The organism is Actinomadura formosensis (assembly GCF_050948385.1).
Lineage (GTDB): Bacteria > Actinomycetota > Actinomycetes > Streptosporangiales > Streptosporangiaceae > Spirillospora > Spirillospora formosensis.
In genome coordinates this window covers 5,027,238-5,052,437 of sequence record NZ_CP192011.1, presented here as the reverse complement: position 1 = coordinate 5,052,437, position 25,200 = coordinate 5,027,238, and the positions used below count along the sequence as shown (strand labels likewise).

Sequence of the window (25,200 nt, the reverse complement as noted above, 5' to 3'; positions counted from 1 at the left end):
GGCCGTTTCGGCGGGCGTGTCACATCTTGCGGAGGACCGCCACGACCCGGCCGAGGACCGAGGCCTCGTCGCCGGCGATCGGCTCGTAGGCCGGGTTCTGCGGCATCAGCCAGATGTGGCCGTCGTCGCGGCGCTTGAACGTCTTCACCGTGGCCTCGCCGTCGATCATGGCGGCCACGATGTCGCCCTGCTCGGCCACCGGCTGCTGCCGCACGACCACCCAGTCGCCGTCCGCGATCGCGGCGTCGATCATCGAGTCGCCGGTGACCTTCAGCAGGAAGTGGGTGCCCTCGCCGACGAGCTGCTTCGGCAGCGTGAACACGTCCTCGACGGCCTCCTCGGCGAGGATCGGCCCACCGGCGGCGATCCGGCCGACGAGCGGCACGTACGCGGGCGCGGGCCGTGCCGCGGCCGGCCGGCCCGTGGCGGTGTCGTAGGGCTCCTCGTCCGTGCGCACCGGCGTCGCGCCCGGCACCCGGACCTCGACCGCGCGCGGCCGGTTGGGATCGCGCCGCAGGAAGCCCTTGCGCTGAAGCGACCTGAGCTGGTGGGACACGCTGGAGGTACTGGTCAGCCCCACGGCCTCGCCGATCTCGCGCATCGACGGCGGATACCCCCGGCGCTGCACCGAGTCGCGGATCACCTCCAGCACCATGCGCTGCCGCTGGGTCAGGCCCGTCTCGTCCATCGGCCCGTCGGGCAGCTGCCGGACCTTGCTCATCGCTCGTCGCCTCCCGGGCGCCTCGATCGGTCACTCCTCGTCATGGAACGCTATCGCGTCCCGGCCAAATGATCAAACAATTGTTCGAAGATGCACTCGCTTTTTCTGGCCTTCCCTTGATAGAACATCGTACAGGCGTTCGATCGAAAATTCATTCGACGTCGAGGAGCGGAGATGCCCGGTTCCCCGCACAGTGACCACGTCCCGATCCGGCTGACCCGGCGCGGCCGCGCCGTCGTGGTCGCCTTCGCCGCCGCCGTCACCCTCGCCGCCCTCTGGGCCACCGTCGGGCCCGGTGCCTTCGCCGGTTCGCGCGAGAGCCGCCACGGCCCGTCCCGTCCCGCGAGAACCGTGGTCGTCGAACCCGGCGAGACCCTCTGGGACATCGCCTCCGCCGCCGACCCCGGCGGCGACCCCCGGCGCGCCGTCCAGCGGATCATGGACCTCAACGGCCTGGGCGGCGACCCCACCGTCCACCCCGGCCAGGAGATCCGCCTTCCCGCCGGCTGACCCGCGCACCGAATCCGGCCGGGTGTTCCGCGATCGCGGCGGACGCCGTGCCGCGACACGCCGGGACGGAAAATCGGGACCGGTGAGATGACCTGCGCGGACGTGTCGGGGGTGACCCGTGAGGCGCCTGATCAGGTTGCGAACCCTTGTGCCGAGCCGTACGGTTGACCACAACATCTAGTAGTCACATCGATGTAGTTCCCTATATATGGCACTCACATCGGTGTAACTCGTTTTCGTCAGGGGAGGAATCAAGCGTGCACTGCCCGTTCTGCCGCAACCCTGACACCAAAGTGATCGACAGCCGTTCGACCGACGACGGCGCCGCGATTCGGCGCCGCCGCTCGTGCGCCGAATGCGGCAAGCGATTCACGACGCAGGAGAATGTGCTCGTCATGGTGGCCAAGCGCAGCGGCGTCACCGAGCCGTTCTCCCGAGAAAAGATCATCGCCGGTGTGCGCAGGGCCTGCCAGGGCCGACCGGTGGACGAAGATGCGCTCGCGAAGCTGGGACAGCGGGTCGAAGAGGCGATCAGGTCGTCCGGATCCGCGGAAATCCCCTCGCACGAGATCGGCCTCGCGATCCTGGGGCCGCTCGGCGAACTCGATGAGGTCGCCTATCTGCGATTCGCCTCGGTCTACCGGAGCTTCGAGTCGCTGGACGACTTCGCCAAGGAGATCGAAGCACTGCGGAAGGCCGGTTCCTCGGGGGAGCCCGGCCCGTCCCGGTAGGGACGGTTCCAGAAACACACGCCAGCACATGTAAAGGCGCTTCCGCGCGGGCATGGCCCGTGCGGCGGCGCGGTTGTTCCTGAGCTGGGCCCGGCGGGAGGGCCCGAGAAGGGGGAAGGCCATGACGGAGACGGTGAGCGGCTCGCCGACGCGGCGCGGCAAGGGGGGCCGCAAAGGGCTGAAGGTCGAGCGCATTTTCACCACGCCCGGCGTGCACCCGTACGACGAGATGCGCTGGGAACGTCGTGACGTCGTCATGACCAACTGGCGCGACGGCTCGGTGAACTTCGAGCAGCGGGGCGTCGAGTTCCCCGACTTCTGGTCGCTGAACGCCGTCAACATCGTCACGTCCAAGTACTTCCGCGGCGCGGTCGGCACCCCGCAGCGGGAATGGAGCCTGAAGCAGCTCGTCGACCGCGTGGTGAAGGTCTACACCGAGACCGGCATCCGGGAGGGCTACTTCGCCTCCGAGGAGGACGCCGAGATCTTCGACCACGAACTGAAGTACGCCCTCGCCCACCAGCTCTTCAGCTTCAACTCGCCCGTCTGGTTCAACGTGGGCACCAAGTCCCCCCAGCAGGTGAGCGCGTGTTTCATCCTGTCGGTGGACGACACGATGGAGTCCATTCTCGACTGGTACAAGGAAGAGGGCGTCATCTTCAAGGGCGGCTCCGGTGCCGGCCTGAACCTCTCCCGCATCCGCTCCAGCAAGGAACTGCTCTCCTCCGGCGGCACGGCCAGCGGGCCCGTCTCCTTCATGCGCGGCGCCGACGCCTCCGCCGGGACGATCAAGTCGGGCGGCGCGACCCGCCGCGCCGCGAAGATGGTCGTGCTGGACGTCGACCACCCCGACGTCGAGGAGTTCATCCAGACCAAGGCGCGCGAGGAGGACAAGATCCGCGCGCTGCGGGACGCCGGGTTCGACATGGACCTCGGCGGCAAGGACATCAACAGCGTCCAGTACCAGAACGCCAACAACTCCGTCCGGGTGTCGGACGAGTTCATGCGGGCCGTCGAGTCGGACGGCGAGTTCGGGCTGCGCGCCCGGCTGACCGGCGAGGTCATCGAGACCGTCAAGGCCAAGGACCTGTTCCGGCTGATGGCGAAGGCCGCCTGGGAGTGCGCCGACCCCGGCATCCAGTACGACGACACGATCAACGACTGGCACACCAACCCCGAAACCGGACGGATCACCGCAAGCAACCCTTGCAGCGAGTACATGAGTCTGGACAATTCGTCCTGCAATCTCGCGAGCATCAACCTGCTGAAATTCCTCACGGACGCGGGCATGTTCGACGTCGCGAAGTTCGTGAAGCTCACCGAGCTGATCATCACGGCGATGGACATCTCCATCACGTTCGCCGACTTCCCGACCGAGAAGATCGCGCAGACGACGCGGGACTACCGCCAGCTCGGCATCGGCTACGCCAACCTGGGCGCGCTGCTCATGGCGACCGGGCACGCCTACGACTCCGCGGGCGGGCGCTCCCTCGCCGCGGCGATCACGTCGCTGATGACGGGCGTGGCCTACCGCCGGTCCGCCGAGATCGCCGGCGTGGTCGGCCCGTACGCGGGCTACGCCCGCAACGCCGAGGCGCACAAGCGCGTCATGCGCAAGCACGCCGCCGCCAACGACGGCATCCGCACGCTGGACGTGATGGACAAGGCCGTCCACGTCGCCGCCGCCAAGCAGTGGACGGAGTGCCTGAAGGCCGGCGAGAAGCACGGCTACCGAAACGCCCAAGCGAGCCTTCTGGCACCTACCGGGACAATCGGGCTGATGATGGACTGCGACACCACCGGCATCGAACCCGACCTGGCGCTGATGAAGTTCAAGAAGCTCGTCGGCGGCGGGTCCATGCAGATCGTCAACCACACGGTGCCGCGGGCCCTGGAGAAGCTCGGCTACCAGCAGGAGCAGATCGAGGCCATCGTCGAGTACATCTCCGAGCACGGCCACGTGGTGGACGCGCCGGGCCTGCGTCCCGAGCACTACGAGGTGTTCGACTGCGCGATGGGCGAGCGGGCGATCAGCCCGATGGGACACGTCCGGATGATGGCGGCGGTCCAGCCGTTCCTCTCGGGCGCCATCAGTAAAACGGTCAACATGCCAGAAAAGGCCACCATCGAGGACATCGAGAAGGTGTACTTCGAGGGCTGGCGTCTCGGCCTGAAGGCCCTGGCGATCTACCGCGACAACTGCAAGGTCGGCCAGCCGCTGTCGGTGGCCGGCAAGAAGGAGAAGGAGAAGGAGGCGCCGGCGGAGGTCACGGCCCCACGCCCGGTCCGGCGGCGGCTGCCGAAGCAGCGTCCCGCGACCGTCACCCGCTTCTCCGTCGCCGGTGCCGAGGGCTACATGACGGCCTCGTCCTACCCGGACGACGGGGTCGGCGAGGTCTTCCTCAAGCTCGGCAAGCAGGGCTCCACGCTCGCCGGCGTGATGGACGCGTTCTCCATGGCGATCTCCATCAGCCTGCAGTACGGCGTCCCGCTGGAGACGTGGGTGGAGAAGTTCACCAACATGCGGTTCGAGCCCGCCGGTATGACCGACGACCCCGACATCCGCATGGCGACCTCGGTGATGGACTACATCTTCCGCCGCCTGGCGCTGGACCACCTCCCCTACGAGGAGCGCGCGGGCCTCGGCATCTTCACCGCTGAGGAACGTGCGATGCAGGCCAACGGCGAGGACCCCGCCGCCCTGCACGCCGAGGACGAGGTCGACCACGAGTCGCTCGCCCAGTCCGCCGCGATCACCCGGCCGGCCGCGCCCGCCCCGGCCCCGTCCGCCGAGGCGCACTCGTCCGTGGAGGCGATCGAGAGCCGCCAGGGCCGTACCGCCGACGCGCCGCTCTGCCTCACCTGCGGCACCAAGATGCGCCCGGCGGGCAGCTGCTACGTCTGCGAGGGCTGCGGCTCCACCAGCGGCTGCAGCTGAAACCGGGCCTCGATACGGCATGAAAGGCCAGTTCAGAGCGGTGGAGCGATGGAGGGACGGGGCATCGCTCCACCGCGCCGAGGGGATCATGTTGCATCCAGTGCAACGCGATCTCTTCAGTGCATGTGGCATCATAAGTACGTGACGTACTTGACGTACTTACCTGCGGGCGTCACTCTGGAGGCACGATGCGACGGAGGTACTGCCATGACCGCTGTTCACTTCGACAGCTATACGGAGGCCCGTGCGCATCTCAAGGCGCTCCTTGACGCAGCTGAAACAGGACGGGTGGCCACGGTGCGTCGTGAGTCGTCCACAACCGCCATGGTGGACGTCGAGCGATTGCGCCACTACCTCGCAATGGTCAGTCCATCACGTGCGCAAGTGGTTTCGGAAGCCGACGGCTGGTCGATCTTCATCCCCGGGTTGCCCATCGCTGCGGACGGAGGGACCTTCGACGAGGCCGTCACGGAGATGATCGATGCGCTGCGTGAGTACGCCGAAGACTGGCAGGACCATCTGCTCGATGCTTCGAACCACCGCGAGAACTGGGGGCTCGTCCAGCTGATCAGCCTCAGCGATGATGAGCAGTTGCGTGACTGGCTGGTGGGGAAGGCTCGGTGACCTGGCCCCAGCCCACGCGTGATGACCACGACCGCTTCTGCCGGACGGAAGGGTGGCGCCCGGTGCGGAATGCCCGCGGGCGAACCGGGACTCACCACGTCATCTATGAGTTGGATCTTGCCGACGGCCGGATCCTGAGGACTCGCATCTCCCACCCGGTCGATCGGAGCACCTATGGCCCCGGTATCTGGGGCCATATCCTCCGCGATCAGCTTCAGGTGGACGAGGCAACGTTCTGGGGGTGTGTCCAGGACAAGGTCGTGCCGGATCGCGGAACGCCCACGCCGCCATCGGAGGCATTGCCCGCCGACCTCGTCCACTTGCTGATCTCCAGGGTCGGTCTCGATGAGGCCGAGGTCGCGATGATGACCAAGGAGGAAGCCGTCGCCAGGCTGCAGAGGTACTGGACTGAAGGCGCCTGATCCGTAGGAATACCGCACCCTCGAATAAGTGCGCTGCCCCAGTACGATCCGGTGAGAGGGCGGGGAGCGGGTGGCTTCCCGCCCTCTTCGGGTCAGGGGGTGCGGGGCTCGTCGTCGGCGGACGGCTGCTTGACCGGCTGGGTCGCCGCGGCGCGGCGGCGGCGGGAGGACCTGTGGCGGCCGGCCCCCACCAGGTCGTCCCCGGAGTCCTTGGCGGGCTCTTTCGGGGGCTTGGCGGGCTCGGGCGCGGCGGCGGGGGTCTTCGCCGGGCGGCGGGATTTCTGCGCGGGTTTCGGTTCGGCCTGGCGGAGTGACTCCACGAAGCTCGCGGCGTCCTCCTCGTCCTCGTCGTCGTCCGGACGGCGCAGGCGTTTGCCGATGACCCACTGGTCGAGGGTCAGGCTGCCACCGCCGCCCGCGGCGAACAGCAGGCCGGCCATGCCGAGGACGAGGGCGAGTTCGTAGCCGTCGCGGACCCTGCCGCCGTCCACGAGGAACAGGCCCTGGTCGGCGTGGACGAAGACGAACGCGCCGGCCATGTCGACGAACAGCAGGATGCCGGTGACGGGCAGGGCCAGCCCGGCGATGAGCGCGGCCCCGCCGAGCAGTTCGATGAACGTGGAGTAGACGGCGGCGGCGGTGGGGAACGGCACGCCCAGGGCGCCGAACGAGCGGCCGGTCGCGGTGATGCCGGCCTCGATCTTCTGCCAGCCGTGCGCCATGAAGATGACGCCCACGCCGAGCCGCGTGAGGACTGCCACGCCGTCGTACAGCGGTCGTGAGCGCATGCCGTCGACTCCTTCAGCAATGGGGATGGGGCCCGGTTCGACGGAGAGTATGACGGCCTGCGGGCCGGTATCGCGAACGTCGCAGGTGGGGCGGTGGCGGGGGAGGGACGCCGGGGGAGCGGCTCACCGAGATGTCGGGGAGCGCGTTGCCGTGGCGGAGAATGATCGGGTGCGAGAGACGAAAGTGAGCCCGAGATGAAGAGCCATCAGTACGAAGTGACGGTGACGTGGACGGGGAACACCGGGTCTGGGACGAGTTCCTACCGCGCCTATGAGCGGGCTCACGAGGTTCAGGCATCGGGCAAGCCCGCCATCGTGGGAAGTTCCGACCCCGCGTTCCGGGGTGATCCCTCCCGGTGGAACCCGGAGGAACTGCTCGTCGCGTCCCTTGCGCAGTGCCACATGCTGTGGTTTCTGCATCTGTGCGCCGTCGAGAAGATCGTGGTCACGGAGTATGAGGACCGTCCGTGCGGGACGATGGCCGAGACATCGGACGGTGGCGGGCGGTTCGAGGAGGTCGTCCTGCGGCCCCGGGTCACGCTGGCCGACCCCGGGCAGGCCGAGCGGGCGGCCGGGCTGCACGAACGGGCCGGCGAGCTGTGCTTCATCGCCAACTCGGTCAACTTTCCCGTCCGGCATGAGGCTCGCTTCCCGTAGGCCGGCGGACCTCCTCGTCCGCGCGGTCGAAGCTCATGGAATGGGGTGTACGGCGCCAGGGTTCAGGTGTACGTGATGCACGGTGAGTACAAGGTTCCCGGTGGCAAGCTCGTCGTCGCCGACGTCGATGTCGTGGACGGTCTGCTGCGTGCCCCCAGGATCAGCGGTGACTTCTTCCTCGAACCCGATGAGGCGCTCGATGCGATCAACGGCGTCCTGGACGGGCTGCCCGTCGGGCTCGACGCGAGGGCGATCGGTGCCCGCGTCCAGGCGGGACTGCCGCGCGGCACGGTGATGCTCGGGATCACCGCCGAGGCCGTGGGCATCGCGGTGCGGCGGGCCGTCACGCGGGCGTCGGACTGGCGCGACCACGACTGGCGGCTGATCCACGAGCCGCCGCGGGAACCCGCCCTGCACATGGCGATCGACCAGGTGCTGGCCGAGGAGGTCGGGGCGGGCCGCCGCCCGCCGACGCTGCGGGTGTGGGAGTGGGCGTCCCCGGCCGTGGTCATCGGCAGCTTCCAGTCACTGCGCAACGAGGTGGACGCCGAGGCCGCCGAGCGGCACGGGGTCGAGGTGGTCCGGCGCATCAGCGGCGGCGGCGCGATGTTCATCGAGCCCGGCAACACCATCACCTACTCGCTGTACGCGCCGGACACGCTGGTGGCGGGCATGTCGTTCGCGGAGAGCTACGCGTTTCTGGACGACTGGGTGCTGGGCGCGCTCGGCGAACTCGGGATCAGGGCGTGGTATCAGCCGCTGAACGACATCACGTCCGACAACGGCAAGATCGCCGGTGCGGCGCAGAAGCGGCTCGCGGCGGGCACGGTGCTGCACCACGTGACGATGGCCTACGACATCGACGCGGACAAGATGCTGCGGGTGCTGCGGATCGGCCGGGAGAAGATCTCCGACAGGGGCATCGCCAGCGCGGTGAAGCGCGTCGACCCGCTGCGGCGGCAGACCGGGCTCGCCCGCGAGGAGATCATCGACCGCATGATCGGGCACTTCCGGACCCGGTACGGGCTGACCGGCGACCGGGTCACCGATGACGAGCTGCGCCTGGCGCACAAGTACGTCACGGACAAGTTCAGCACCCGCGAATGGACCGCCCGCGTCCCCTGACGCCCCGCGTGGGCGGACGGAACCCCGGGGTGCCGCCGCGCGTCCTCCTCTCATGGCAGGTCGCGGGGCCGGGCGGCACGCCGTAGGTTGGTCACGTCGGCCGATGATGAGGAGCGTTCATGTCGATGCAGAAGGGCGCCAACACCCCGGTGCCGGTTCCCTCGGTGCGGATCGAGCTGGGCTGGCAGGCCGGTCCCGGTGTGCCCGACGCGGACGCGTCGGCGCTCCTGCTGGCGGAGACCGGCCGGGTGCGCTCGGACGACGACTTCGTCTTCTACAACCAGCCGGCGCACAAGTCCGGCGCGGTCCGGTACGAGGGCAAGCGGCAGGGGCCGACGGTCCTGGACGTCCTGTCGGTGGACCTGGACCGGGTCGAGCCGGCCATCGACCGGATCGTGATCGCGGCGTCCGCGGACGGCGGGACGTTCGGCCGGTTCCAGGGGCTGTACGTGCGGGTCGTGGACGCGGCGGGCGGCACGGAGGTCGCCCGGTTCGACAGCCAGGGCGCGACCACGGAGACGGCGTTCGTGCTCGGTGAGCTTTACCGGCGGCAGGGCGCGTGGAAGTTCCGCGCGGTCGGCCAGGGCTACGACTCGGGGCTCGCCGGGCTGGCCACCGACTTCGGCATCTCGGTCGACGACCCCGGTCAGGCCGCGCCCCCGCCCCCGCAGCCGCAGGCGCCGCCCCCGCCCCCGCAGGCGCCTGTCCCGCCGGGACAGCAGCAGTACGCGCCTCCGCCGCCTCCGCCCGGCGGCCAGTACACGCCGCCGCCTCCGCCCGGCCAGTACGCTCCGCCTCCACCCCCCGGCCAGTACGCTCCACCCCCGCCGCCTCCTGCCCCGGGGCAGTACGCGCCCCCGCCTCCGCCAGGGGGCCAATACGCTCCGCCTCCGCCCGGGCAGTACGCGCCCCCGCCCCCGCCTGGGCAGTACGCGCCTCCGCCTGGCGCGGCCCAGCCGCAGCAGAGCGGCGGCAAGATCTCCCTGACGAAGAACGCGCCCTCGGTGTCGCTCACCAAGCACGGCGCGACGGGCGGGCACATGCGCGTCAACCTCAATTGGACCGCGCGTGAGGGCGTAGCCAAGGGGCGGCTCGGCAAGCGGCGCCGCGGCGTCGACCTCGACCTGGACCTGTGCTGCCTCTGGGAGCTGCAGGACGGCCGCAAGGGCATCATCCACGCGCTCGGCGACATGGGCGCATTGGACCGCGCACCGTTCATCAAGCTCGACAAGGACGACCGGACCGGCGCCATCGAGACGGGTGAGAACCTTCACATCAATCTGGACCACACCCGTGACTTCAAGCGGATCCTGGTGTTCGCCGAGATCTACGACGGCGCCGACGACTTCCGCGGCCTGGACGCGATCGCCACACTGTTCCCGGTGGGCGCGCCGCCGATCGACATGCGGATGGACGACTGCATGGACGCGTCCCGTGACGCGGTCCTGGCGCTCATCGAGAACGTGAACGGTGAGCTGGTCGTCCGCCGCGAGGGACGGTTCATCCTGCCGCCGCCCGGCCGTCCGCGCTGGGGGAAGATGAGCGTCGACCAGGCGTACGGCTGGAATCTGGAGTGGGTCGCCTCGCGCGGCAAGGACTGACCGGCACCAACCGTCCCGCGGGCGATGCGGTGACCTCGTCCATCCGCGCGGGTGGACGAGGTCATGCGGCTTTCAGATGGTCCGCGAGCTTCTTGTCGTGGGCGACGCGGACCAGGGCGGCGCTGAACCGGGCCAGGTCCTTGTCCGGCACCTTCCCGGCGAGCTCGCCGGGGTCGGCGGGCAGGCCGAGCCGTTCGGCGCCCCTCTTCACCTGGTCGTCGATGTAGGGGCGGAGCCACGGCCAGATGGCCTGGGCCTCGCGGCAGAAGATGTCCGCGCCGGTGGGGCCGATGCCGGGGAACTCCTGCAGCAGTTCACGGGCCTTCCCGGTGTCGCGTCCGGCCTCGATGGCGAGGCGCCGCAGGTCGCCGTTGTACTTGTCCTGGGCCAGGTCGGCGGTGTCGCCCAGGCGGGACGCGGTGCTCTCGTCATAGCGGACGTAGTGGGCGCGTCCGAGGGCGTCCACCCGGTCCTGCCACGACATCCTGCCCATCCCGCGGGCCGTGCCGCCCCCGGCCTCGAACAGCTCGTGGGCGGCGGCGACCGCGATGTCGGACGAGATGCGCGCGCTCAGCAGGTTCACCAGGACGAGGAGCTTGAACAGCGGGCCCGGCTGGTCCTTCAGCGTTATGCCGGCCTCCTCGGCGAACGTCTGACCGGACTCGCGCAGCAGGTTCTTCACGACGGCATCCATGGCATGTACCTCCCGTGAACAGCGCCTACCCGGCCGGACGGAGATGACTCATGAACGGCACGGGGATGGCGTCAAAGGAGACTGAGCTGCCCTTCGCCCGCGAGGGGGTCGCGGTGTTTCTTCAGATGCCGCCAGCGTGGAAGGTCGTCCAGGTACGACCAGGACATCCGGTGGTGCGGTGTGGGCCCGTGCTCCTCCAGCGCCTTCTGGTGGACGGGGGACGGGTATCCGGCGCTGTCGGCGAACCCGTATCCGGGAAACTCGCCGTCCAGCTTTGCCATGAGCCCGTCACGGTGAACCTTCGCCAGGACGGAGGCGGCCGCGACCGTGACCGACCTCTGGTCGGCCTTGACCTCGCACCGGACCCGCCAAGGCCCGCCCAGGAAGTCGTGCTTGCCGTCGAGGATGACCATGTCGGGCCTGGCGGGCAGAGATTCCAGGGCCCGGACGGCGGCGCGCCGCAGGGCCTCGGTCATGCCGACCTCGTCGATCTCCTCGGGACCCGCCGCGCCGATGGCGTGCCCGGCGAGCCAGCCGGGCAGCAGCTCGGCGAACGACTCGCGGTGCGCCTCGGTGAGGAGCTTGGAGTCGGTCAGCGCGATGGTCCTCTTCCCGCGCCCCGGCAGGACGGGCGGCGGGCTCAGGTCGGTGACCGCGGCGCACACCACGACCGGGCCGGCCCAGGCGCCGCGTCCGACCTCGTCCACTCCGGCGATCCGGACCGGACGTGCGGCCCGCAGCTCGTCCTCGATCTCGTAGCCCGCGGCACGCGAGACCCCTTTGGAACCCGCAGGGGCGGGATCAAGACCGGGCAGGGCGTCGGTGGGGTCGGTCAAAGAGGCTCCTAAGAACGCATGAACGCCGCGATCGCGTGGCCGAGCCGTCCTCCGGGGTCTCCTGGAGGAAGCGGCCCGCGCCGTCGATCGTACGATGGCGGCGGACATGCCGGTTCAGAGCCAGCCGTTGTGCCGCGCGGTGCCCACCGCCTCGATGCGGTTGCGCGCCCCCGTCTTGCCGATCGCGGCGGACAGGTAGTTGCGGACGGTGCTCTCCGACAGGTGCAGGCGCCCGGCGATGTCGGCGATCGTCGACCCGTCGGCCGCGGCGGTCAGCACGTCCCGTTCCCGGCCGGTCAGCGGGTTCGGGCCCACCGCCAGCGCCGCCGTCGCCAGCGCCGGGTCCACGACCCGTTCCCCGGCCAGGACGCGCCGCAGCGCCGAGACGAGGTCCTCGATGGGGCCGTCCTTGACCAGGAACCCGCTCGCCCCCGCCTCCATGGCGCGGCGCAGATATCCAGGGCGCCCGAACGTGGTGATGATCAGCACCTTGCAGCCGGGCAGCTCACGGCGCAGGTCGGCGGCCGCGTCGAGACCGCTGCGGCCGGGCATCTCGATGTCGAGGACGGCGACGTCCGGGACGGTCCGCAGCGCCTCGGGCAGCACCCGCGCCCCGTCTCCGACCTCGGCGACGACCTCGACGTCCTCCTCCAGGCCGAGCAGCAGGGCGAGCGCGCCGCGCATCATGCCCTGGTCCTCGGCGAGCAGAACCTTGATCACATGCCTCATTGTCCACCGGTCCCGCCGGACGCCGCGCCGGGCACGGTGACGGTGAGCAGGAAGCCGCCGCCCGGCACGAGACCGGCCTCGACGGTGCCGGCCACCGCTTCCATCCGCTCGGAGAGGCCGCGCAGACCGTGACCGCCGGATCCGCCGATTCCGCCCTTTCCCGGGCCGTCGTCCTTCACCTGGAGGACGGCCCCGTCCTCGTCGGTCCGGACCGTGATCTCGCAGTGCGCGGCGCCGCTGTGCCGGATCACGTTGGTGACGCCCTCCCGTACCGCCCAGCCGAGCAGCGCGTCCGGCTCCGGCGGCAGCGCGTGCCCGCTGCGCCGGACGGTGAGATTCACGCCTGCGTCCGACAGCGCCACCCGCGCGTCGTCCAGTTCGTCGGCCAGGCCACGGCCGCGGTAGCCGCTGACCGCCTGCCGCACCTCGGCCAGGGCCCGCCGTCCCACGGTCTCGATGTCGGCGGCCTGCCCGGCGGCCACGGCCGGGTCGCGTTCGACGACGCGGCGGACGGCCTGCGCCTTGACCACCATGAGCGACAGCGTGTGGCCGAGGAGGTCGTGCAGGTCGCGGGAGAAGCGGAGCCGCTCGCGCGCCACGGCGGCGTCGGCGAGTTCCTCCCGGGCTTCCCGGAGCAGGCCGATGACGGTGAACAGCCGCAGGATCACGGCGGTGACCACACCCGCCGTCACGGTCCCGTACCAGTTGGCGGCCAGCGCTGCGCCGTCCTCGCCGGCCGCCCAGCCGATGAGGAGGCTCACGGACGAGATGCCGCCGATGCCGACGAGCAGCGGCAGCTCCGGGCCCTTCGCGTTGCGGGGCAGGTGCCCCACGACGACCCCGGCGGCGAGTCCCAGCAGCGGGAACATGGTGAACCAGCGGCCGTGGAAGGCCAGTGCCGCGGCGGACGCGACCGCAGTCTGGGCGGCCAGCAGCGTGATCGGCACCCGCATCGGGAAGCGCCCGTCGAAAGCGGTGCGGACCACGGCGAAATGCAGGAACGCGAAGGCCACCAGCGCCACGACCGCGAGCCACAGCGGGTGGGTCCGGCCCCTCACCAGATCCCACCCCGGCCAGAGGAGGACGACGAGCCAGAACACGAACGCGTGGCCGCCGGGACCGCTGCGGTCCACCTGCTCCAGGTCCAGGTCGGGTATACGCCGCTGCGGAGTGCCCTTCCAGGGGATCACCTGTCGTTCTCCTCAATCACGAGACCACGGTAGATGGACGGACATCTCACACCGTGCGGGCCGAGCGCCGGTAGGCGTAGGCGGCGAACACCGCGAACAGGGCGGCCCAGCCCACGAGGATCAGGCAGCCGGCCGGCGCCGGAGCGTCGCCACCGATGACCCGCCAGGACAGCTCCCCGTACCGGTTGAGCGGGGTGGCGGTCGCTACGCGCTCCAGCCAGCCGGGGAACCGCGTGATCGGCGCCCACAGGCCGCCCAGCAGGGACAGACCCATGTAGCAGACCAGACCGGCCATCTGGGCCTGCTGCCCGGTGAGCAGGTAACCGAGACCGATGCCGAGCACGGCCATGGGCGCGATGCCCACCCAGAGCAGCACGAGCACCGACGCCCACTGGCCGACGCTGAGCGACACCCCGTTCACCAGGGCTCCGGCCAGGCAGACCGAGACGATCGGCGGGACAGTGACGGCCATCGCGCACAGCGTCCTTCCCGCGACCGCCTCGAACGGGCGGAGGGGCAGAAGACGCAGCTGGCGTATCCAGCCGAGCCGCTTGTCCTCGGCGATGGACACGCCGTTGCCCATCACGGCACCGACCGCGCCGAAACCCGCCATGCCCACCATCGAGTACGCCGCACCCTGCGGGCCGGGTCGCCCGGTCAGGTCGAGGCTGGTGAACACCAGGTACATCGTCAGCGGCGACACCAGGCTCAGCACGAGGTAGCCGGGGTCGCGCAGCAGCCGGACCATCTCCAGCCGCACATAGTCGACGATCATCGCGTGCCTCCCCGGGATCCGGTCAGGGCCAGGAACGCCTCCTCCAGCCCGGCGCCCGTCACCTCCAGGTTGCGGACCAGACCCGCCCGGGCCAGCGCGAGTACGGTCGCGTCGGAGTCCGTGGTGTGCAGGTGCACGCGGGTGCCCCGTACCTCGCTGCCGATCACGCCCGGCAGGCCGTCCACCGCCGCGATAGGACCGTCCAGGTCGAACCCGACCGTCCGCTCGGGGATACGGCGCTTGATGTCCTCGCTGGTGCCGTCGGCGATGACGCGGCCGCGATCTATGACGACGATCCGGTCGGCGTAGTCGTCGGCCTCCTCCAAGTAGTGAGTGGAGAAGAGCACCGTCCGCCCTTGCGCGGCGTAGGAGCGCACACCGGCCCACAGTTCGCGCCTTGCCTCGATGTCCAGTCCGGCGGTGGGCTCGTCCAAGACGAGGAGATCGGGTGCGCCCGCCATGGCGATGGCGAACCTGACGCGCTGCGCCTGCCCGCCCGACAGCCGGTCGGCGCGCCGTCCGGCCAGGTCCGTGACATGCGCCGTCCGCATCAGCTCGTCCAGCGGGGGCACGGTACGGCCGCGCGCCCTCGCCGCGTAGGAGGCCCGGACGAAGCCGAGCAGCCGGCGGACGGTCACCCCGCCGATCAGCCCTCCGCTCTGCGGCATCGCGCCGACGCGCCCGTCCCGCACGGCCCGCTCCGGGGACGCGCCGAGGACCGTCACGGTGCCCGAGTCGGGCGGGATCAGGCCGAGCATCATCGAGAGCGTCGTGGACTTGCCGGCGCCGTTAGGACCGAGCAGCGCCACGGACGTCCCCCGGCCGAGCCGGAGGTCGAGCCGGTCCACGGCCCGCACCGTCCCGTAACTCCTGGTCACACCGGTGATATCCACCGCGGTGGCCGTTTGCGTCGCTTTGACTTCCATGACGGCGACGGTACGGATTCGGCCGGTGCCGGCTGTAGATTCGGATCTCCACTTCCGGACAGGACGAATGTCCTGGTCTCGGGACCGCGGCGCACCCGTTCCGCAGCAGGCGGGCGGGGCGGACGCCAACGAACCGGGCGCGGGGAGTCCCGTTCCGGGCGGTCCTGCGCTTTACTCGCTCTTGATGGCTTTGTTCGGCAGGTCCCGCTCCCGCCCGGCGAAGGACGCCGCGGCACGGGATCTTTTCGAGCGCCTGCGGGTGCGCTACTTCCAGATCGCGCCGGGACTGCGGTTCCTGGGGGGATCACTGCTGATCGCGCTGGTCCTGGCGGGCACGGTCGTCCTGGACGGGCCGATCCTCGGTGTGGCGGCGGGCACGGTGATCCTTGTGATCGTGGTCCATCTGACCCTGCGCTCACCCACGGGCATGGTGGTCGTCGCGGTCATCGCGTCCTGGCTCGCCCTGTCGGTGCCCCTCGGCGGGCTCTATCCGGACGCCGGCGGTCCGCTTTACCTGAGCCCCACGCCGCTCTTGGCGGTGCTCGCCCTGCCCGTGGCGCTCGCCGCCTACCGCCTGCGCGGGTACGCGCCGTGGCGCACGACCCTGCTCGCGCTGGCCGCCGCGGGGGTGGCGACGGCGGTGCTCGCCCAGCCGCTGCCGGCGGCGAACGCGGCGCCCGGCTGGGCCGCGGCCCTGGCCGTCCTCGGGTACCGGTGGGACCGGGCACGCCGGACGGTGCCCGCCGAGGCGTACGAGACCGGCTGGGTGCAGGAGCAGGCGAGCCCGAAGGGGGATGCCATGACGGGACCGCGTAAGAACCCGGCCGACCCCGACAGGAGGGACCGGCCGGGCCGGTCCGACCGGCGGGGCGCGGGCGAGGAGGCCGGTGCCGCGGGCGCCGCGCAAGCGGCCCACGAGCAGCGCGCCGCGGCGCAGGCCGCCCCCGTGCCGGAGCGCACGCCTCCCCCCGACCGCCGGGCCGACGCCTCGCCGGACATCTCCGTCGCGGAAGCGCTCACCGAGCTGGAGAACATGATCGGGCTGGAGCCGGTCAAACGGCAGGTCCGCTCCATCGCCGCGTCCATCGAGGCCGCGCACATGCGCGCCGCCGCCGGTGTCCCCACCGAGAAGCCCATGCGGCACTTCGTCTTCGTCGGCCCACCGGGAACGGGCAAGACCACCGTCGCGCGCGTGCTGGCCAAAATCTTCTACGCGTTCGGGCTGCTGCCAGAGCCGGCCGTGGTCGAGGCTCACCGTGCTGATCTCGTGGGTGAGTTCCTCGGTGCCACGGCCATCAAGACCAACCGGCTCATCGACTCCGCCCTGGGCGGGGTCTTGTTCATTGACGAGGCATACAGCCTGGCCAACTCCGCTGAGGGGCAGCCCGACCGCTTCGGTGACGAGGCCGTCCAGGCGTTGCTGAAGCGCGCCGAGGACGACCGCGACAACCTGGTCATCATCCTCGCCGGGTACGACGCGCAGATGGCCGAGTTCCTCGACTCCAACCCCGGGCTGGCCTCACGGTTCGGCACGCGCGTGCACTTCCCCTCCTACCGCCCGTCCGAGCTGCTCCAGATCGCCGAGTACCACACCGGGCTCCGCGAGGACCGGCTCGACCCGGAGGCCCGGCGACACCTCGCCGCGCGGTTCGAGGAGGTCGAACGGCGCGGGATCGTCGACGAACTGGGCAACGGGCGGTTCGTCCGGTCCCTGGCTGAGGCGGCGGCGCGCGCGCGGGACGTGCGGGTCGTCGACGCGGTGGCGGCGTCCGGAGGGCCGGGCACGCCCAGCGCCGACGACCTGGTCACCCTCCGCGCGGACGACGTCGAGACCGCGTTCGCCGAGGTCACCGAGCGGTACCGCGGCTACGCCGAGACACCGACGCTGGACGAGGCGCTCGGCTCGCTCGACGCGATGATCGGGCTCGAACCGGTGAAGCGGCAGGTCCGCGAGATCGCCGCGCAGTTGCAGGTGGCCCGGATGCGCCAGGAACAGGGGCTGGTGACCCGCCCGCCGACACGCCATTTCGTCTTCACCGGGCCTCCCGGAACCGGAAAGACCACCGTCGCACGCGTGCTCGGCCGTATCTTCGCCGCCGCCGGGCTCCTCGCCAGGCCCGAGGTGGTCGAGGCCCAGCGCGCCGACCTCGTGGGTGAGCACCTCGGGGCGACGGCCCTCAAGACCAACAAGGTGATCGATTCGGCGCTCGGCGGCGTCCTGTTCGTGGACGAGGCGTACGCGCTGAGCAACCCGGGCTACTCCGGCGGTGACGCGTTCGGCGCGGAGGCGGTGCAGACCCTGCTCAAACGCGCCGAGGACGACCGTGACCGGCTCGTCGTCGTCCTCGCCGGCTATGACGCCGACATGGGCCGCTTCCTGGCGTCCAACCCGGGGCTCGCCTCACGGTTCGACGTGTGCGTGGACTTCCCCTCCTACGGGCCGGACGAGCTGCTCCGCATCGCCCAGCTGATCGCCGAGCAGGGCGGTGACCGCTGGGAGGACGGCGCCCTGGACGACCTCGCCCTCGTCTTCCAGCGGGTCTGCGGGACGGGCCGGATCGACGAGTTCGGCAACGGGCGCTTCGCCCGCTCCATGTACGAGAAGGCGTGCGCGTGCCGGGCGCTGAGGGTGGCCGGGCTCGGCGACCGCGCCACCCCCGACGACCTCACGCTCCTCACCGCCGACGACGTGCGCGACGCGTTCGCCGAGCTCGCCCACCGCCTGGCCTGACGGCGGACCGGTTTAGAGGCGGAAGCGGACCTGCTGCCCGGGACGCGGTTGCGCCGCGTCCGGGACGGCCCTCAGCACCTTCACGCGAACGGCTCCAGGACGATGCCCGCCTCCGAGAGCGCCGACCGGACGGACTTGGCGAGCGCCACCGCGCCGGGTGTGTCACCGTGCACGCAGATGGAACGGGCCTTGAGCACGATCTCACTGCCGTCTCGCGCGACGACCGTGTTCTCCATGGCCATCCTGATCGCCCGCTGGACGACCGTCTCCTCGTCATGGACCACGGCCCCCGGTTCACGGCGGGACACCAGTTCCCCGGACGGGGTGTAGGCACGGTCGGCGAAACACTCCGCGACCACGGTGAGGTCCTCGGCGACGTCGTGCATCACAGAGCCGGGGAGGGTCAGCAGCGGAAGTGACGGGTCGTACGCCCGTACCGCTTCGGCCACCGCACGGGCCTGGACGGGGTCACGGCTGACCCGGTTGTAGAGCGCGCCGTGCGGCTTGACGTAAGCCACACGGCCGCCCTCCGTACGCGCTATCCCGTCCAGGGCCGCGAGCTGGTACAGGATCTCGGCGGTCAACTCGGACGCGGCCACGTCCATCTCGCGGCGTCCGAAACCGGACAGATCCCGGTACGACACCTGCGCGCCGATCGTCACGCCGCGCTCGACGGCCGCCGCGCACACCCGCCGCATGATCAGCGGATCGCCCGCGTGGAACCCGCACGCCACGTTCGCGCTCGTGATCACGTTCAGCAGCGCCAGGTCGTCGCCCAGCTCCCAGACGCCGAATCCCTCGCCGAGGTCGGCGTTGATGTCGATGACCGCCATGCCCAGGCCCCTCCCACCGTTCTCCGTCTCAGACGGTTTCCTCGTGCAGGTCCTCGACCTCGTGCCGGGAGGCCCACGCCTGGTACACGCCGCGGTCGAACAGCTCCAGCCCGAGCCGTTCGGCGACCGGCGCCCTGCCGCCGCCGTACTCCACGCGCAGCCAGCCCTCGTGCTCGCCGAGCACCACGAACGGTTCGCCGCGCCAGGTGCAGTGCGTGGTCACGTACCGCAGCCGCTCCACCTCGGACAGGGGCACCACCTGGACGTACCGGTCGGGCGAGATCTGCTGGAACCCGTCCGTGCGCCGCGCGGTGTAGAGCCGCACCCGGTCGCCGTCGGGGCTCGCCTCGTACTCGGCGCCCCGCCAGCCCGCATAGAAGCCGTGCCGGATGCTCACCCTCGTCCTCCAGGCAGCTTCACCAGCCATCTGCGCAGGTCCGCATCGTAAACCGCGACGACCGTCCGCGCACCGCGCGCGTCCAGCCGGTGCAGCTCGGCACCGTGCGGAAGCCGCTGGCTCTCGATCTTGAACTCGGGGATCGCGGGACCCTCGCCCGGCGCGTATCCCGAACCCGGGAACGGCGCACGCTCGATCACCCATCCGCCGGGGATGATCCCCATGCTCCACTCGTCGATCCCGCCCAGCGGGCGGCGGAACAGCGCCGGCTTCACCGCGGGCCACCGGATCATGAAGATCTGCTCGTCCGCGTGCGAGAACGGGGATCCCTCGTACACCAGGCCCAATGCCCGGATCATCGCGGCGGGGGACCGGATCTCCCGCACGTCCTGCAACCGGTGCACGTAACCGGCGACCAGGTCATAGCCGCCCTCCAGGTAGTGCTGCACATGCTCCGGCCGCACCACCTTCTGCATGACCACGACCTCGGAAAGCCCCTCGGGGACCTCGTGGGGCCTGGCCACGGGCTCGCCGCGGGTGGCGGTGTCGCTCCGCTTGCCCTGGCCGTAGAGCGGCGCTACCGGGAGACCATGCGGGTCGCTCGGCGTTTTGCGGGCCGCCGGGGTCTCGGGGGGGCGCCGCGCGGGAGCCGGCGGACGCGCGGGGGGAACCGGCGGACGCTCGGCCGGTGCCGGAGGCCGCGGCGCCGGTGCCTGTGGAGGCGGTGCCTGCGCCGGAGCCGGAGGCTGCGGGGCGCGTGCCGGCGGCCGTGCCTCGGGGACGGGCGGACGCGGCGCGGGCGGACGCGGCGCACCGGAGCCGTCGCGCGGGCCTGAAGGCGCCTGTGGCGGCGCTGGAGCGGGAGAGGTCAGCTGCGGCCGGGTCTGCGCCGAGCCGGGGCCCTGCGGCGGCTCAGCGGCCCGCCGCCGGGCGGCGGGGCCGCCGCGCGGCGGTTCGACCCCGCGGGCCCGGGCCCGGGTCCGGGTCGACGCGCCCGCCACGTGGACGTCCGTCGGGACCGGCGGCGTGGGGGCGGCCTTCCGCGGCTCCTCGGGTTCGAGGAGCGCGCCCGCGTCCAGATAGCAGGCGCTCGCCAGGCCCGGGTTGACGGCGAGCTGCCAGTCCGGGTGCGGCCAGCGGCGGGACAGCTCCGCCAGCGACGCCTCGCGATGGTGGACGGCCTGGCCCTGCAGAGAGCGGTCCATCGCCTCGGGAGAGGTGAACGCCAGGACGAACGTGCCGTCGCCGAACTGGGCCGTGGCGAACTGCTGCCCGGCCCCTGGATCGCCCGGCGCGGGCAGGTACAGGACCGCGCGCGCGAGAAGCTCCAGATAACCGTGCTGGTCGCCGCGTTCCCGGGCGTCGGTGAGGGCCGCCTCCAGAGCGGAACCGGAGGGCCGGGCGGGACGTGCGGAGGAGGCGGCGGGACGGTTCTCCTCCGGGACGGCCAGCGGGATGCCGAGGCCGGGCAGCGCCAGCGGCCCGCCGTCCGGCCCCGCCTTGCTCGCCTGGTAGACCAGCCCCAGCGGGGACTCGATGCGGTACACGTCGCGGAACGCGCCGATCATCTGCCCGGCGAGCAGCGCACACGCCTCCAGGTACTCGGCCGAGACACGGCCGCCGCGGTCGCGCCAGGTGAACCGGTCCCACCAGTTCTTGCGCTCCTCCTCGTCCGGCGGCTCCCAGCCGAGCGCCCGCAGCCGCCGCTCCTGGCGCGGGGCCAGCGGCCGGGGCAGGAACGCGCTGCCGACGGCCTCCGCGTCCAGCACGCCCTCGGACCGCATCGCCTGGACGTAGGGCAGCCCGCTCGGCCCCTGCACGATGAGGAACGACCTGACCGGCAGTCGTGAAAGCTCCAACGTCAGCCGTTTGGCGAAGTCGTTCCAGTCCACTCGGGATCCACTTTCACGTCCGCGGGCGGGAATTTTGTACTCGACGGTAGCTGAATGGTGCGTCACTCGGTCCAGGGGGCCGGAACGGCGTCCGCCCTTACCTGAGCCCAGACCCCGCCGATCGCGTCGTAGACCGCGAGGGGCGTCTCGTCACCGTCCTCGGCCGAGCGCCAGAGACGAGTGCCGTGGGGCGGCCGTATCGGGACGCCCGGCGCCTGCCTCTCCGGAGCGGGCGCCCGGGGCGGGCCCTGATCAGGGCCCTGATCCGGCGCCTGGTTCGTCTGGTTCGCCGGCCTGCTCGTCGGCGCGCTCAGCGGCGGGCCGGCGGCCGGGGCCGGTTCGCGCGTCTCCGGGCCGGCGGTGCCCGTTTCGATCGCCGCCTGGAGATCGGCCGCCGTGTACGGGTCGATCGCCGTGTGCGAGGCGTCGTACGGGACGTTCACGTCGGCCGAGCCGCCGGCGACGGGGTTCGGCCCTGAGAGCGCGTGGGGGTCGACCGTGCCGTAGGGGTTGGAGACGTCCGGCCCGGCGGACGGATTGGAGATGTCCGGCCCGGTGGGGGGTGGCACGTCCGGCACGTCGTCCAGGCGCCCGAGGACGGACGAGTCGAGCAGAACCTCGCTGGGCAGTCCCCAGTTGATCGCCAGCCGCCATGCCGGATCGGGCCAGCCGGTCGCCAGCCGGGCGAACGAGGTGCGCCGGTACAGGCCGGGGTGCCGGTCGCCGGTGCGCGCCAGGGCACCGGGCGAGGTGAACACCGTGACGTAGGTGTCGCCGCCGATCGCGATGGTGGGGTATTCGGCGCGGTCGGGATCCTCCACGGCGGAGGCGGTCGCCGGGAGCACCAGGTCGGCGCCCGCCAGCAGCCTGAAGTAGGTGGTGTTGTCGCCGTTCGCCTTGGCCTCGGCCAGACGGGATTCGAGGGTGTCGGCGTCCGCGCCGGCGGGGGCACCACCGGACGTGGCCCGCCGCATGGTCACGCGTGACGGGTCGGCGACGTCGATACCGAAGTCGAGCAGTTCGATGAGGCCGGTCCCGTGCCGGTGGAACGACTCGTAGACGAGGTCGGACGGGCGCCTGACGCCCTGGACGTCCCGCAGGGCGGTCACCATCACCCCGGCAAGCCGCGCGTAGTCGCCGTCGGTCACGTTCAGCATCCCGCCGGGCAGGCCCGCCGCGGGCAGCTCCGTCCACCAGTTGCGCGGTGCGGGGTCGGCGGGCGGACGCCAGCCCGCGTCGCTCATGACCTCCTCGTCCGCCGCCGTGAGGAGCAGCGGCCCGTCCAGGAAGTTGTTGCTGACGGCCTCGGCGTAGAGCCGGTCGGGCTCGCGCATGGCCTGGACGTAGTGACGGCTCTCATCACGCTCGCGCACGATGAGGATCGTGTCGCGTTCGAGCCCCGCCAGCTCACGTCCCAGCCGCCGGGCGAACTCGGACCACTCCAACAAGATCACTCCCTACGGCAGGGGGCCGGCCCCCGGCTCCCCGAGACCCCGCGAGACGATGCCCGGGTCCCGATGATTGTCGCAGGGGACGCCGCGCGCAAACCGGGAGTTCACTCGGGCGGGGGTTCGTGACGAAGCATACGCAGGGCCGTGCGGAGTGCCTCCGGATCGTCCCCAGAGCGATCCAGGACGTCGATGAGTTTGTGCAGGACCTCGTGACGTTCGTAGCCCACGTCCAGGAGTGATTGGGCGGTTTCCCACAGCTGGGGCGGGCGGCCGTCCCACAGCATCTCCGTGAGGCGTTCGTGCGCGTCGAGGTGCGCTTCGCCGGCGCCGGGGTGCTCGAACTCCAGGAGGACGCGGCGGTCGTCGGGGTCGGCCGGATCCAGTTTCGACAGGTTGATGAACCCGTGCCGCCCTGACTGCCGGTGGGTGCCCGACAGGAAGGGCAGGGCGAACGCGCGCCGGGGGAGTGCCTCCAGGTCGCCGTCGGGTAGCAGCCGGTCGACCACGGCACGGTCGAGGCCGAATGCGGACGGATCGCGGTAGGCGTCGGCGAACTTCGCCGTAGCGTCCCAGAGGGCATCCAGGGTGGCCCTGATGCCCTCCTCCGGAAGGCCGGTGCGCCTGCCCGCCCACCGGACCCAGGCGGCCAGCACGTGGGGGACCGCTTCTTGTTCCGTCGGGGACAGCAGAATCTTTCTCGGGAGCCAGTCGAGGAGGAACATCTCGCACTTGACCGGCGAGACCCGCAGCGGCCGTCCGAAGTCGTGGGTGCAGCCGTAGTCGATGATCCGGTCCACGCACCGGCTCGCGGCCGAAAGATCGGACAGTCCCTCCGCCTCGTCCGAGGCGAGGAACCGGGCCGCGATCGTCGCACGCCTGTCCCGTCCGTACACCGGCGGCTGGGGCATCCGCCCACCGGGCGGAAGGATGTCCACGCGCGCGCGGACGAACGCGTGGTACGAGCCGAAATTCTCGCTCACCGGGGGGTCGTCGATGTCGTCGGTGAGGTCGAGGGCGCTCCGCAACATCGCCTTGGCGTCGCGCGGGTCGAGTTCTTCGAACCGCGTCAGCGGATTCTCGCGGCCTTCCCGCCGGCACTGGTCGAGAAGGGTGTCGACCTTGGAGGAGACCCACGCGTCCCTGACCAGCCCGCTCGCCGGCGGCCCTCCCGCCCGTGCGGCCGGGGCGAACGGGTCACCGGACGGCTGGACGGCCCCCGCCTTGGTGCGGTCGACCAGGATGACCAGGGCGTGCCGTTCGGTGCCTCCATAGGTGTAGGTACAGACGATGGAGTCCTGGTCGCCGTAGACGTCCCTGGAGACGAAGCACCCCTCGGGCTCGACCATCCCCACACGGTCGGCCCAGCCCGGCCTGGCGACGCCGTCGGCCATCAGCTCCAAGGCCGCGCGTTCGGCCTTGGCCGCCTGCCGCGGGGTGCCCAGGTAGGCCATCCCCGTGAGCAGGGCCAGCGCGGCCGGTGTCCGCGCCGCCGCGGCGTGGTCCACCAGGGCCTCGCCGATGATCTCCTCGACGTCGCCGCCGGGTATCCGGTGCCCCCACCAGGACCCGAGGATCTCGCTGACGATGAGCTCGGCGTCCAAGGGGCTGCGCACGGCGAGCAGTTCGCGGGCGTGCCGCAGCATCCCGTCGAAGATCGCCGAGACCTCGTCCGGGGGTGTGTGTCCGTCCCGGGCCGGGTCTCCGGAGGAGGGGGTGCGGCTGCGCGGACTCACCCTCCCACCCTCTCAGATCCCGCGCGGGCGATGTGCAGGACGGCCGAAGATCCGCGCCCGGCCCGGCGGGCCGCTCGGCCGGCCGCCCCTCCGCCGGACGCCCGCCCGGACGGCGGCACGGCTCGACCCGGATGGGAGCTTCCGTGTGGACCCTGCCTCGATGTCCCATTTCAGCGTTTTCGCGGGGAGAGCCAAGACGTGCCGGGGCGTCCTTTGACAAATTCTGAACCGGCAAATTCCGAACCGGTTTCAGAAGTCCGTTCGGTGCCGGCCCATCCCGCGTGATGCCGCGCCGCCCACTCCCGGTCGACACGCCCGGTGAGCATCCCGGTGAGCGCGTCACGGTCGCGCAGCGCCTCCCACAGGTGCCCCGCCGTCACCACGACGATGACGAGGAAGAGCCAGTCGTGGACGAACGTGGCGCCCGTCCGCCACCGGTCGCCCCACGGGTCCGGGAACGTCATGATCTCGCCGGTGCCGAGCATGACGAGGATCGCGCCGGTCGTGAACGCCGCATTGAGCTTCTGCCCGGCGTTGAACTTGCCCACGGGCAGGACCCCGCGTCCACCTTGCACGGCCCTGCGGTCGCTGCGCTTGAGCCACTCCCAGTCGTGCGGAGCGAATCTGTTCAGCCGCCGGAGGTCGGCCCTGAACGCACGGGACACCAGACCCAGCGCAATCGGCACGGGCAGAGCGAACCCGCACCACACGTGGGCGGTTTTGACCATCTCCCGGCGTCCCACCAGGGTCGACAGCATCGGCAGATAGAGCAGCGCCGCAGTCAGCAGGCAGGTCAGCATCAGCAGAGCGGTCACATGGTGGACCGCCCGCTCCGCCCGCGTGAACCGCACCAGCCACTCAGGCCCGTCACCTCGGTGTGTCTTATCCGGGCGCGT

22 protein-coding genes and 1 pseudogene are annotated in these 25,200 nt (G+C 71.2%); 9 read left to right on the top strand and 14 right to left on the bottom strand.

The features are described from left to right. Positions 1–19 precede the first annotated feature (19 nt). Positions 20–721, bottom strand: a complete 702-nt coding sequence (lexA, locus tag ACQP1N_RS23850) for a transcriptional repressor LexA (RefSeq protein WP_067797327.1) — start codon at positions 719–721, stop codon at positions 20–22. A gap of 174 nt (positions 722–895) precedes the next feature. Here lexA and ACQP1N_RS23845 point away from each other — a divergent pair, with 174 nt between their 5' ends. The 5 genes from ACQP1N_RS23845 to ACQP1N_RS23825 all read left to right on the top strand — a co-directional run bounded on the left by ACQP1N_RS23845 (position 896) and on the right by ACQP1N_RS23825 (position 5,946). Beyond that, the gene (locus ACQP1N_RS23845) at positions 896–1,231 is read left to right on the top strand and encodes a LysM peptidoglycan-binding domain-containing protein (RefSeq protein ID WP_067797323.1); all 336 of its coding nucleotides are present in this window, start codon (positions 896–898) and stop codon (positions 1,229–1,231) included. Between the two features lie 257 nt (positions 1,232–1,488). Next, positions 1,489–1,962, top strand: a complete 474-nt coding sequence (nrdR, locus tag ACQP1N_RS23840; RefSeq protein WP_067797318.1) for a transcriptional regulator NrdR — start codon at positions 1,489–1,491, stop codon at positions 1,960–1,962. Positions 1,963–2,083: 121 nt separating this feature from the next. Continuing rightward, positions 2,084–4,900: a vitamin B12-dependent ribonucleotide reductase gene (locus ACQP1N_RS23835; protein WP_433226728.1), complete on the top strand. Its 2,817-nt coding sequence runs from the start codon at positions 2,084–2,086 to the stop codon at positions 4,898–4,900. Between the two features lie 207 nt (positions 4,901–5,107). Beyond that, positions 5,108–5,524 carry a prevent-host-death protein gene (locus ACQP1N_RS23830; protein WP_433226726.1) on the top strand — a complete coding sequence of 139 codons (417 nt, stop codon included), beginning with the start codon at positions 5,108–5,110 and terminating at the stop codon, positions 5,522–5,524. Beyond that, complete coding sequence (locus tag ACQP1N_RS23825; RefSeq protein ID WP_433226724.1) at positions 5,521–5,946, top strand: cytotoxic translational repressor of toxin-antitoxin stability system; 426 nt, start codon at positions 5,521–5,523, stop codon at positions 5,944–5,946. The genes ACQP1N_RS23830 and ACQP1N_RS23825 overlap by 4 nt, the downstream gene beginning before the upstream one ends. 92 nt (positions 5,947–6,038) lie before the next feature. Here the strand turns inward: ACQP1N_RS23825 and ACQP1N_RS23820 are convergent, their stop codons facing one another. Beyond that, positions 6,039–6,734, bottom strand: coding sequence for a DoxX family protein (locus ACQP1N_RS23820; protein WP_084262844.1), 696 nt, complete (start codon positions 6,732–6,734; stop codon positions 6,039–6,041). Positions 6,735–6,929: 195 nt separating this feature from the next. Here ACQP1N_RS23820 and ACQP1N_RS23815 point away from each other — a divergent pair, with 195 nt between their 5' ends. From ACQP1N_RS23815 to ACQP1N_RS23805, 3 genes and pseudogenes are all read left to right on the top strand, one after another. Next, positions 6,930–7,391 (top strand): OsmC family protein, encoded by a 462-nt coding sequence (locus ACQP1N_RS23815; protein ID WP_433226722.1) that lies wholly within the window; start codon positions 6,930–6,932, stop codon positions 7,389–7,391. A 75-nt stretch (positions 7,392–7,466) separates the two neighbouring features. Next, positions 7,467–8,516, top strand: coding sequence for a lipoate--protein ligase family protein (locus tag ACQP1N_RS23810; protein ID WP_067797432.1), 1,050 nt, complete (start codon positions 7,467–7,469; stop codon positions 8,514–8,516). A 119-nt stretch (positions 8,517–8,635) separates the two neighbouring features. Further along, positions 8,636–9,151, top strand: a pseudogene (locus ACQP1N_RS23805) (TerD family protein); the annotation flags it as partial. A gap of 1,027 nt (positions 9,152–10,178) precedes the next feature. On the opposite strand, the gene ACQP1N_RS23800 reads toward ACQP1N_RS23805, so the two are convergent. The 6 genes from ACQP1N_RS23800 to ACQP1N_RS23775 all read right to left on the bottom strand — a co-directional run bounded on the left by ACQP1N_RS23800 (position 10,179) and on the right by ACQP1N_RS23775 (position 15,267). Next, positions 10,179–10,811 (bottom strand): endonuclease, encoded by a 633-nt coding sequence (locus ACQP1N_RS23800; protein WP_067797286.1) that lies wholly within the window; start codon positions 10,809–10,811, stop codon positions 10,179–10,181. A 71-nt stretch (positions 10,812–10,882) separates the two neighbouring features. Next, positions 10,883–11,626, bottom strand: coding sequence for a ribonuclease HII (locus tag ACQP1N_RS23795; protein WP_067797429.1), 744 nt, complete (start codon positions 11,624–11,626; stop codon positions 10,883–10,885). A gap of 135 nt (positions 11,627–11,761) precedes the next feature. Then, positions 11,762–12,367 carry a response regulator gene (locus tag ACQP1N_RS23790; RefSeq protein WP_433226719.1) on the bottom strand — a complete coding sequence of 202 codons (606 nt, stop codon included), beginning with the start codon at positions 12,365–12,367 and terminating at the stop codon, positions 11,762–11,764. Between the two features lie 5 nt (positions 12,368–12,372). After that, the gene (locus ACQP1N_RS23785) at positions 12,373–13,566 is read right to left on the bottom strand and encodes a histidine kinase (RefSeq protein WP_433226717.1); all 1,194 of its coding nucleotides are present in this window, start codon (positions 13,564–13,566) and stop codon (positions 12,373–12,375) included. A gap of 46 nt (positions 13,567–13,612) precedes the next feature. Next, positions 13,613–14,341 carry an ABC transporter permease gene (locus ACQP1N_RS23780; RefSeq protein ID WP_433226715.1) on the bottom strand — a complete coding sequence of 243 codons (729 nt, stop codon included), beginning with the start codon at positions 14,339–14,341 and terminating at the stop codon, positions 13,613–13,615. After that, positions 14,338–15,267, bottom strand: coding sequence for an ABC transporter ATP-binding protein (locus ACQP1N_RS23775; RefSeq protein ID WP_433226713.1), 930 nt, complete (start codon positions 15,265–15,267; stop codon positions 14,338–14,340). The genes ACQP1N_RS23780 and ACQP1N_RS23775 overlap by 4 nt, the downstream gene beginning before the upstream one ends. Positions 15,268–15,451: 184 nt before the next feature. Between ACQP1N_RS23775 and ACQP1N_RS23770 the strand changes: the two genes are divergently transcribed. After that, positions 15,452–17,998, top strand: a complete 2,547-nt coding sequence (locus ACQP1N_RS23770; protein WP_067797426.1) for an AAA family ATPase — start codon at positions 15,452–15,454, stop codon at positions 17,996–17,998. 80 nt (positions 17,999–18,078) lie between these two features. Here the strand turns inward: ACQP1N_RS23770 and ACQP1N_RS23765 are convergent, their stop codons facing one another. The 6 genes from ACQP1N_RS23765 to ACQP1N_RS23740 form a co-directional block, all read right to left on the bottom strand. Then, positions 18,079–18,831, bottom strand: a complete 753-nt coding sequence (locus ACQP1N_RS23765) for a LamB/YcsF family protein (RefSeq protein ID WP_433226711.1) — start codon at positions 18,829–18,831, stop codon at positions 18,079–18,081. Between the two features lie 28 nt (positions 18,832–18,859). After that, positions 18,860–19,228, bottom strand: coding sequence for a hypothetical protein (locus tag ACQP1N_RS23760; RefSeq protein WP_306303163.1), 369 nt, complete (start codon positions 19,226–19,228; stop codon positions 18,860–18,862). Continuing rightward, a complete protein-coding gene (locus ACQP1N_RS23755) occupies positions 19,225–21,120 on the bottom strand; it encodes an SseB family protein (RefSeq protein WP_433226708.1) in 1,896 nt (631 codons plus the stop codon). The genes ACQP1N_RS23760 and ACQP1N_RS23755 overlap by 4 nt, the downstream gene beginning before the upstream one ends. A 62-nt stretch (positions 21,121–21,182) precedes the next feature. Beyond that, on the bottom strand, positions 21,183–22,568 hold the full coding sequence (locus ACQP1N_RS23750; RefSeq protein ID WP_433226706.1) for a TY-Chap domain-containing protein: 1,386 nt from the start codon (positions 22,566–22,568) through the stop codon (positions 21,183–21,185). A 107-nt stretch (positions 22,569–22,675) separates the two neighbouring features. Next, the gene (locus tag ACQP1N_RS23745) at positions 22,676–24,214 is read right to left on the bottom strand and encodes a hypothetical protein (RefSeq protein ID WP_067798642.1); all 1,539 of its coding nucleotides are present in this window, start codon (positions 24,212–24,214) and stop codon (positions 22,676–22,678) included. A 260-nt stretch (positions 24,215–24,474) separates the two neighbouring features. Then, complete coding sequence (locus tag ACQP1N_RS23740) at positions 24,475–25,155, bottom strand: cytochrome b/b6 domain-containing protein (protein ID WP_433226704.1); 681 nt, start codon at positions 25,153–25,155, stop codon at positions 24,475–24,477. Positions 25,156–25,200: the final 45 nt, after the last annotated feature.

Bases quoted from the DNA above. Each gene is read 5' to 3' on its own strand.
- ACQP1N_RS23770 (WP_067797426.1), top strand. From the start codon at position 15,452: ATGGCTTTGTTCGGCAGGTCCCGCTCCCGCCCGGCGAAGGACGCCGCG.
- ACQP1N_RS23815 (WP_433226722.1), top strand. From the start codon at position 6,930: ATGAAGAGCCATCAGTACGAAGTGACGGTGACGTGGACGGGGAACACC.
- ACQP1N_RS23765 (WP_433226711.1), bottom strand. From the start codon at position 18,831: ATGGCGGTCATCGACATCAACGCCGACCTCGGCGAGGGATTCGGCGTC.
- ACQP1N_RS23810 (WP_067797432.1), top strand. From the start codon at position 7,467: ATGCACGGTGAGTACAAGGTTCCCGGTGGCAAGCTCGTCGTCGCCGAC.
- ACQP1N_RS23745 (WP_067798642.1), bottom strand. From the start codon at position 24,214: ATGCTGCGGCACGCCCGCGAACTGCTCGCCGTGCGCAGCCCCTTGGAC.
- ACQP1N_RS23830 (WP_433226726.1), top strand. From the start codon at position 5,108: ATGACCGCTGTTCACTTCGACAGCTATACGGAGGCCCGTGCGCATCTC.
- ACQP1N_RS23820 (WP_084262844.1), bottom strand. From the start codon at position 6,734: ATGCGCTCACGACCGCTGTACGACGGCGTGGCAGTCCTCACGCGGCTC.
- ACQP1N_RS23800 (WP_067797286.1), bottom strand. From the start codon at position 10,811: ATGGATGCCGTCGTGAAGAACCTGCTGCGCGAGTCCGGTCAGACGTTC.
- lexA (WP_067797327.1), bottom strand. From the start codon at position 721: ATGAGCAAGGTCCGGCAGCTGCCCGACGGGCCGATGGACGAGACGGGC.
- ACQP1N_RS23845 (WP_067797323.1), top strand. From the start codon at position 896: ATGCCCGGTTCCCCGCACAGTGACCACGTCCCGATCCGGCTGACCCGG.
- ACQP1N_RS23775 (WP_433226713.1), bottom strand. From the start codon at position 15,267: ATGGAAGTCAAAGCGACGCAAACGGCCACCGCGGTGGATATCACCGGT.
- ACQP1N_RS23780 (WP_433226715.1), bottom strand. From the start codon at position 14,341: ATGATCGTCGACTATGTGCGGCTGGAGATGGTCCGGCTGCTGCGCGAC.
- ACQP1N_RS23835 (WP_433226728.1), top strand. From the start codon at position 2,084: ATGACGGAGACGGTGAGCGGCTCGCCGACGCGGCGCGGCAAGGGGGGC.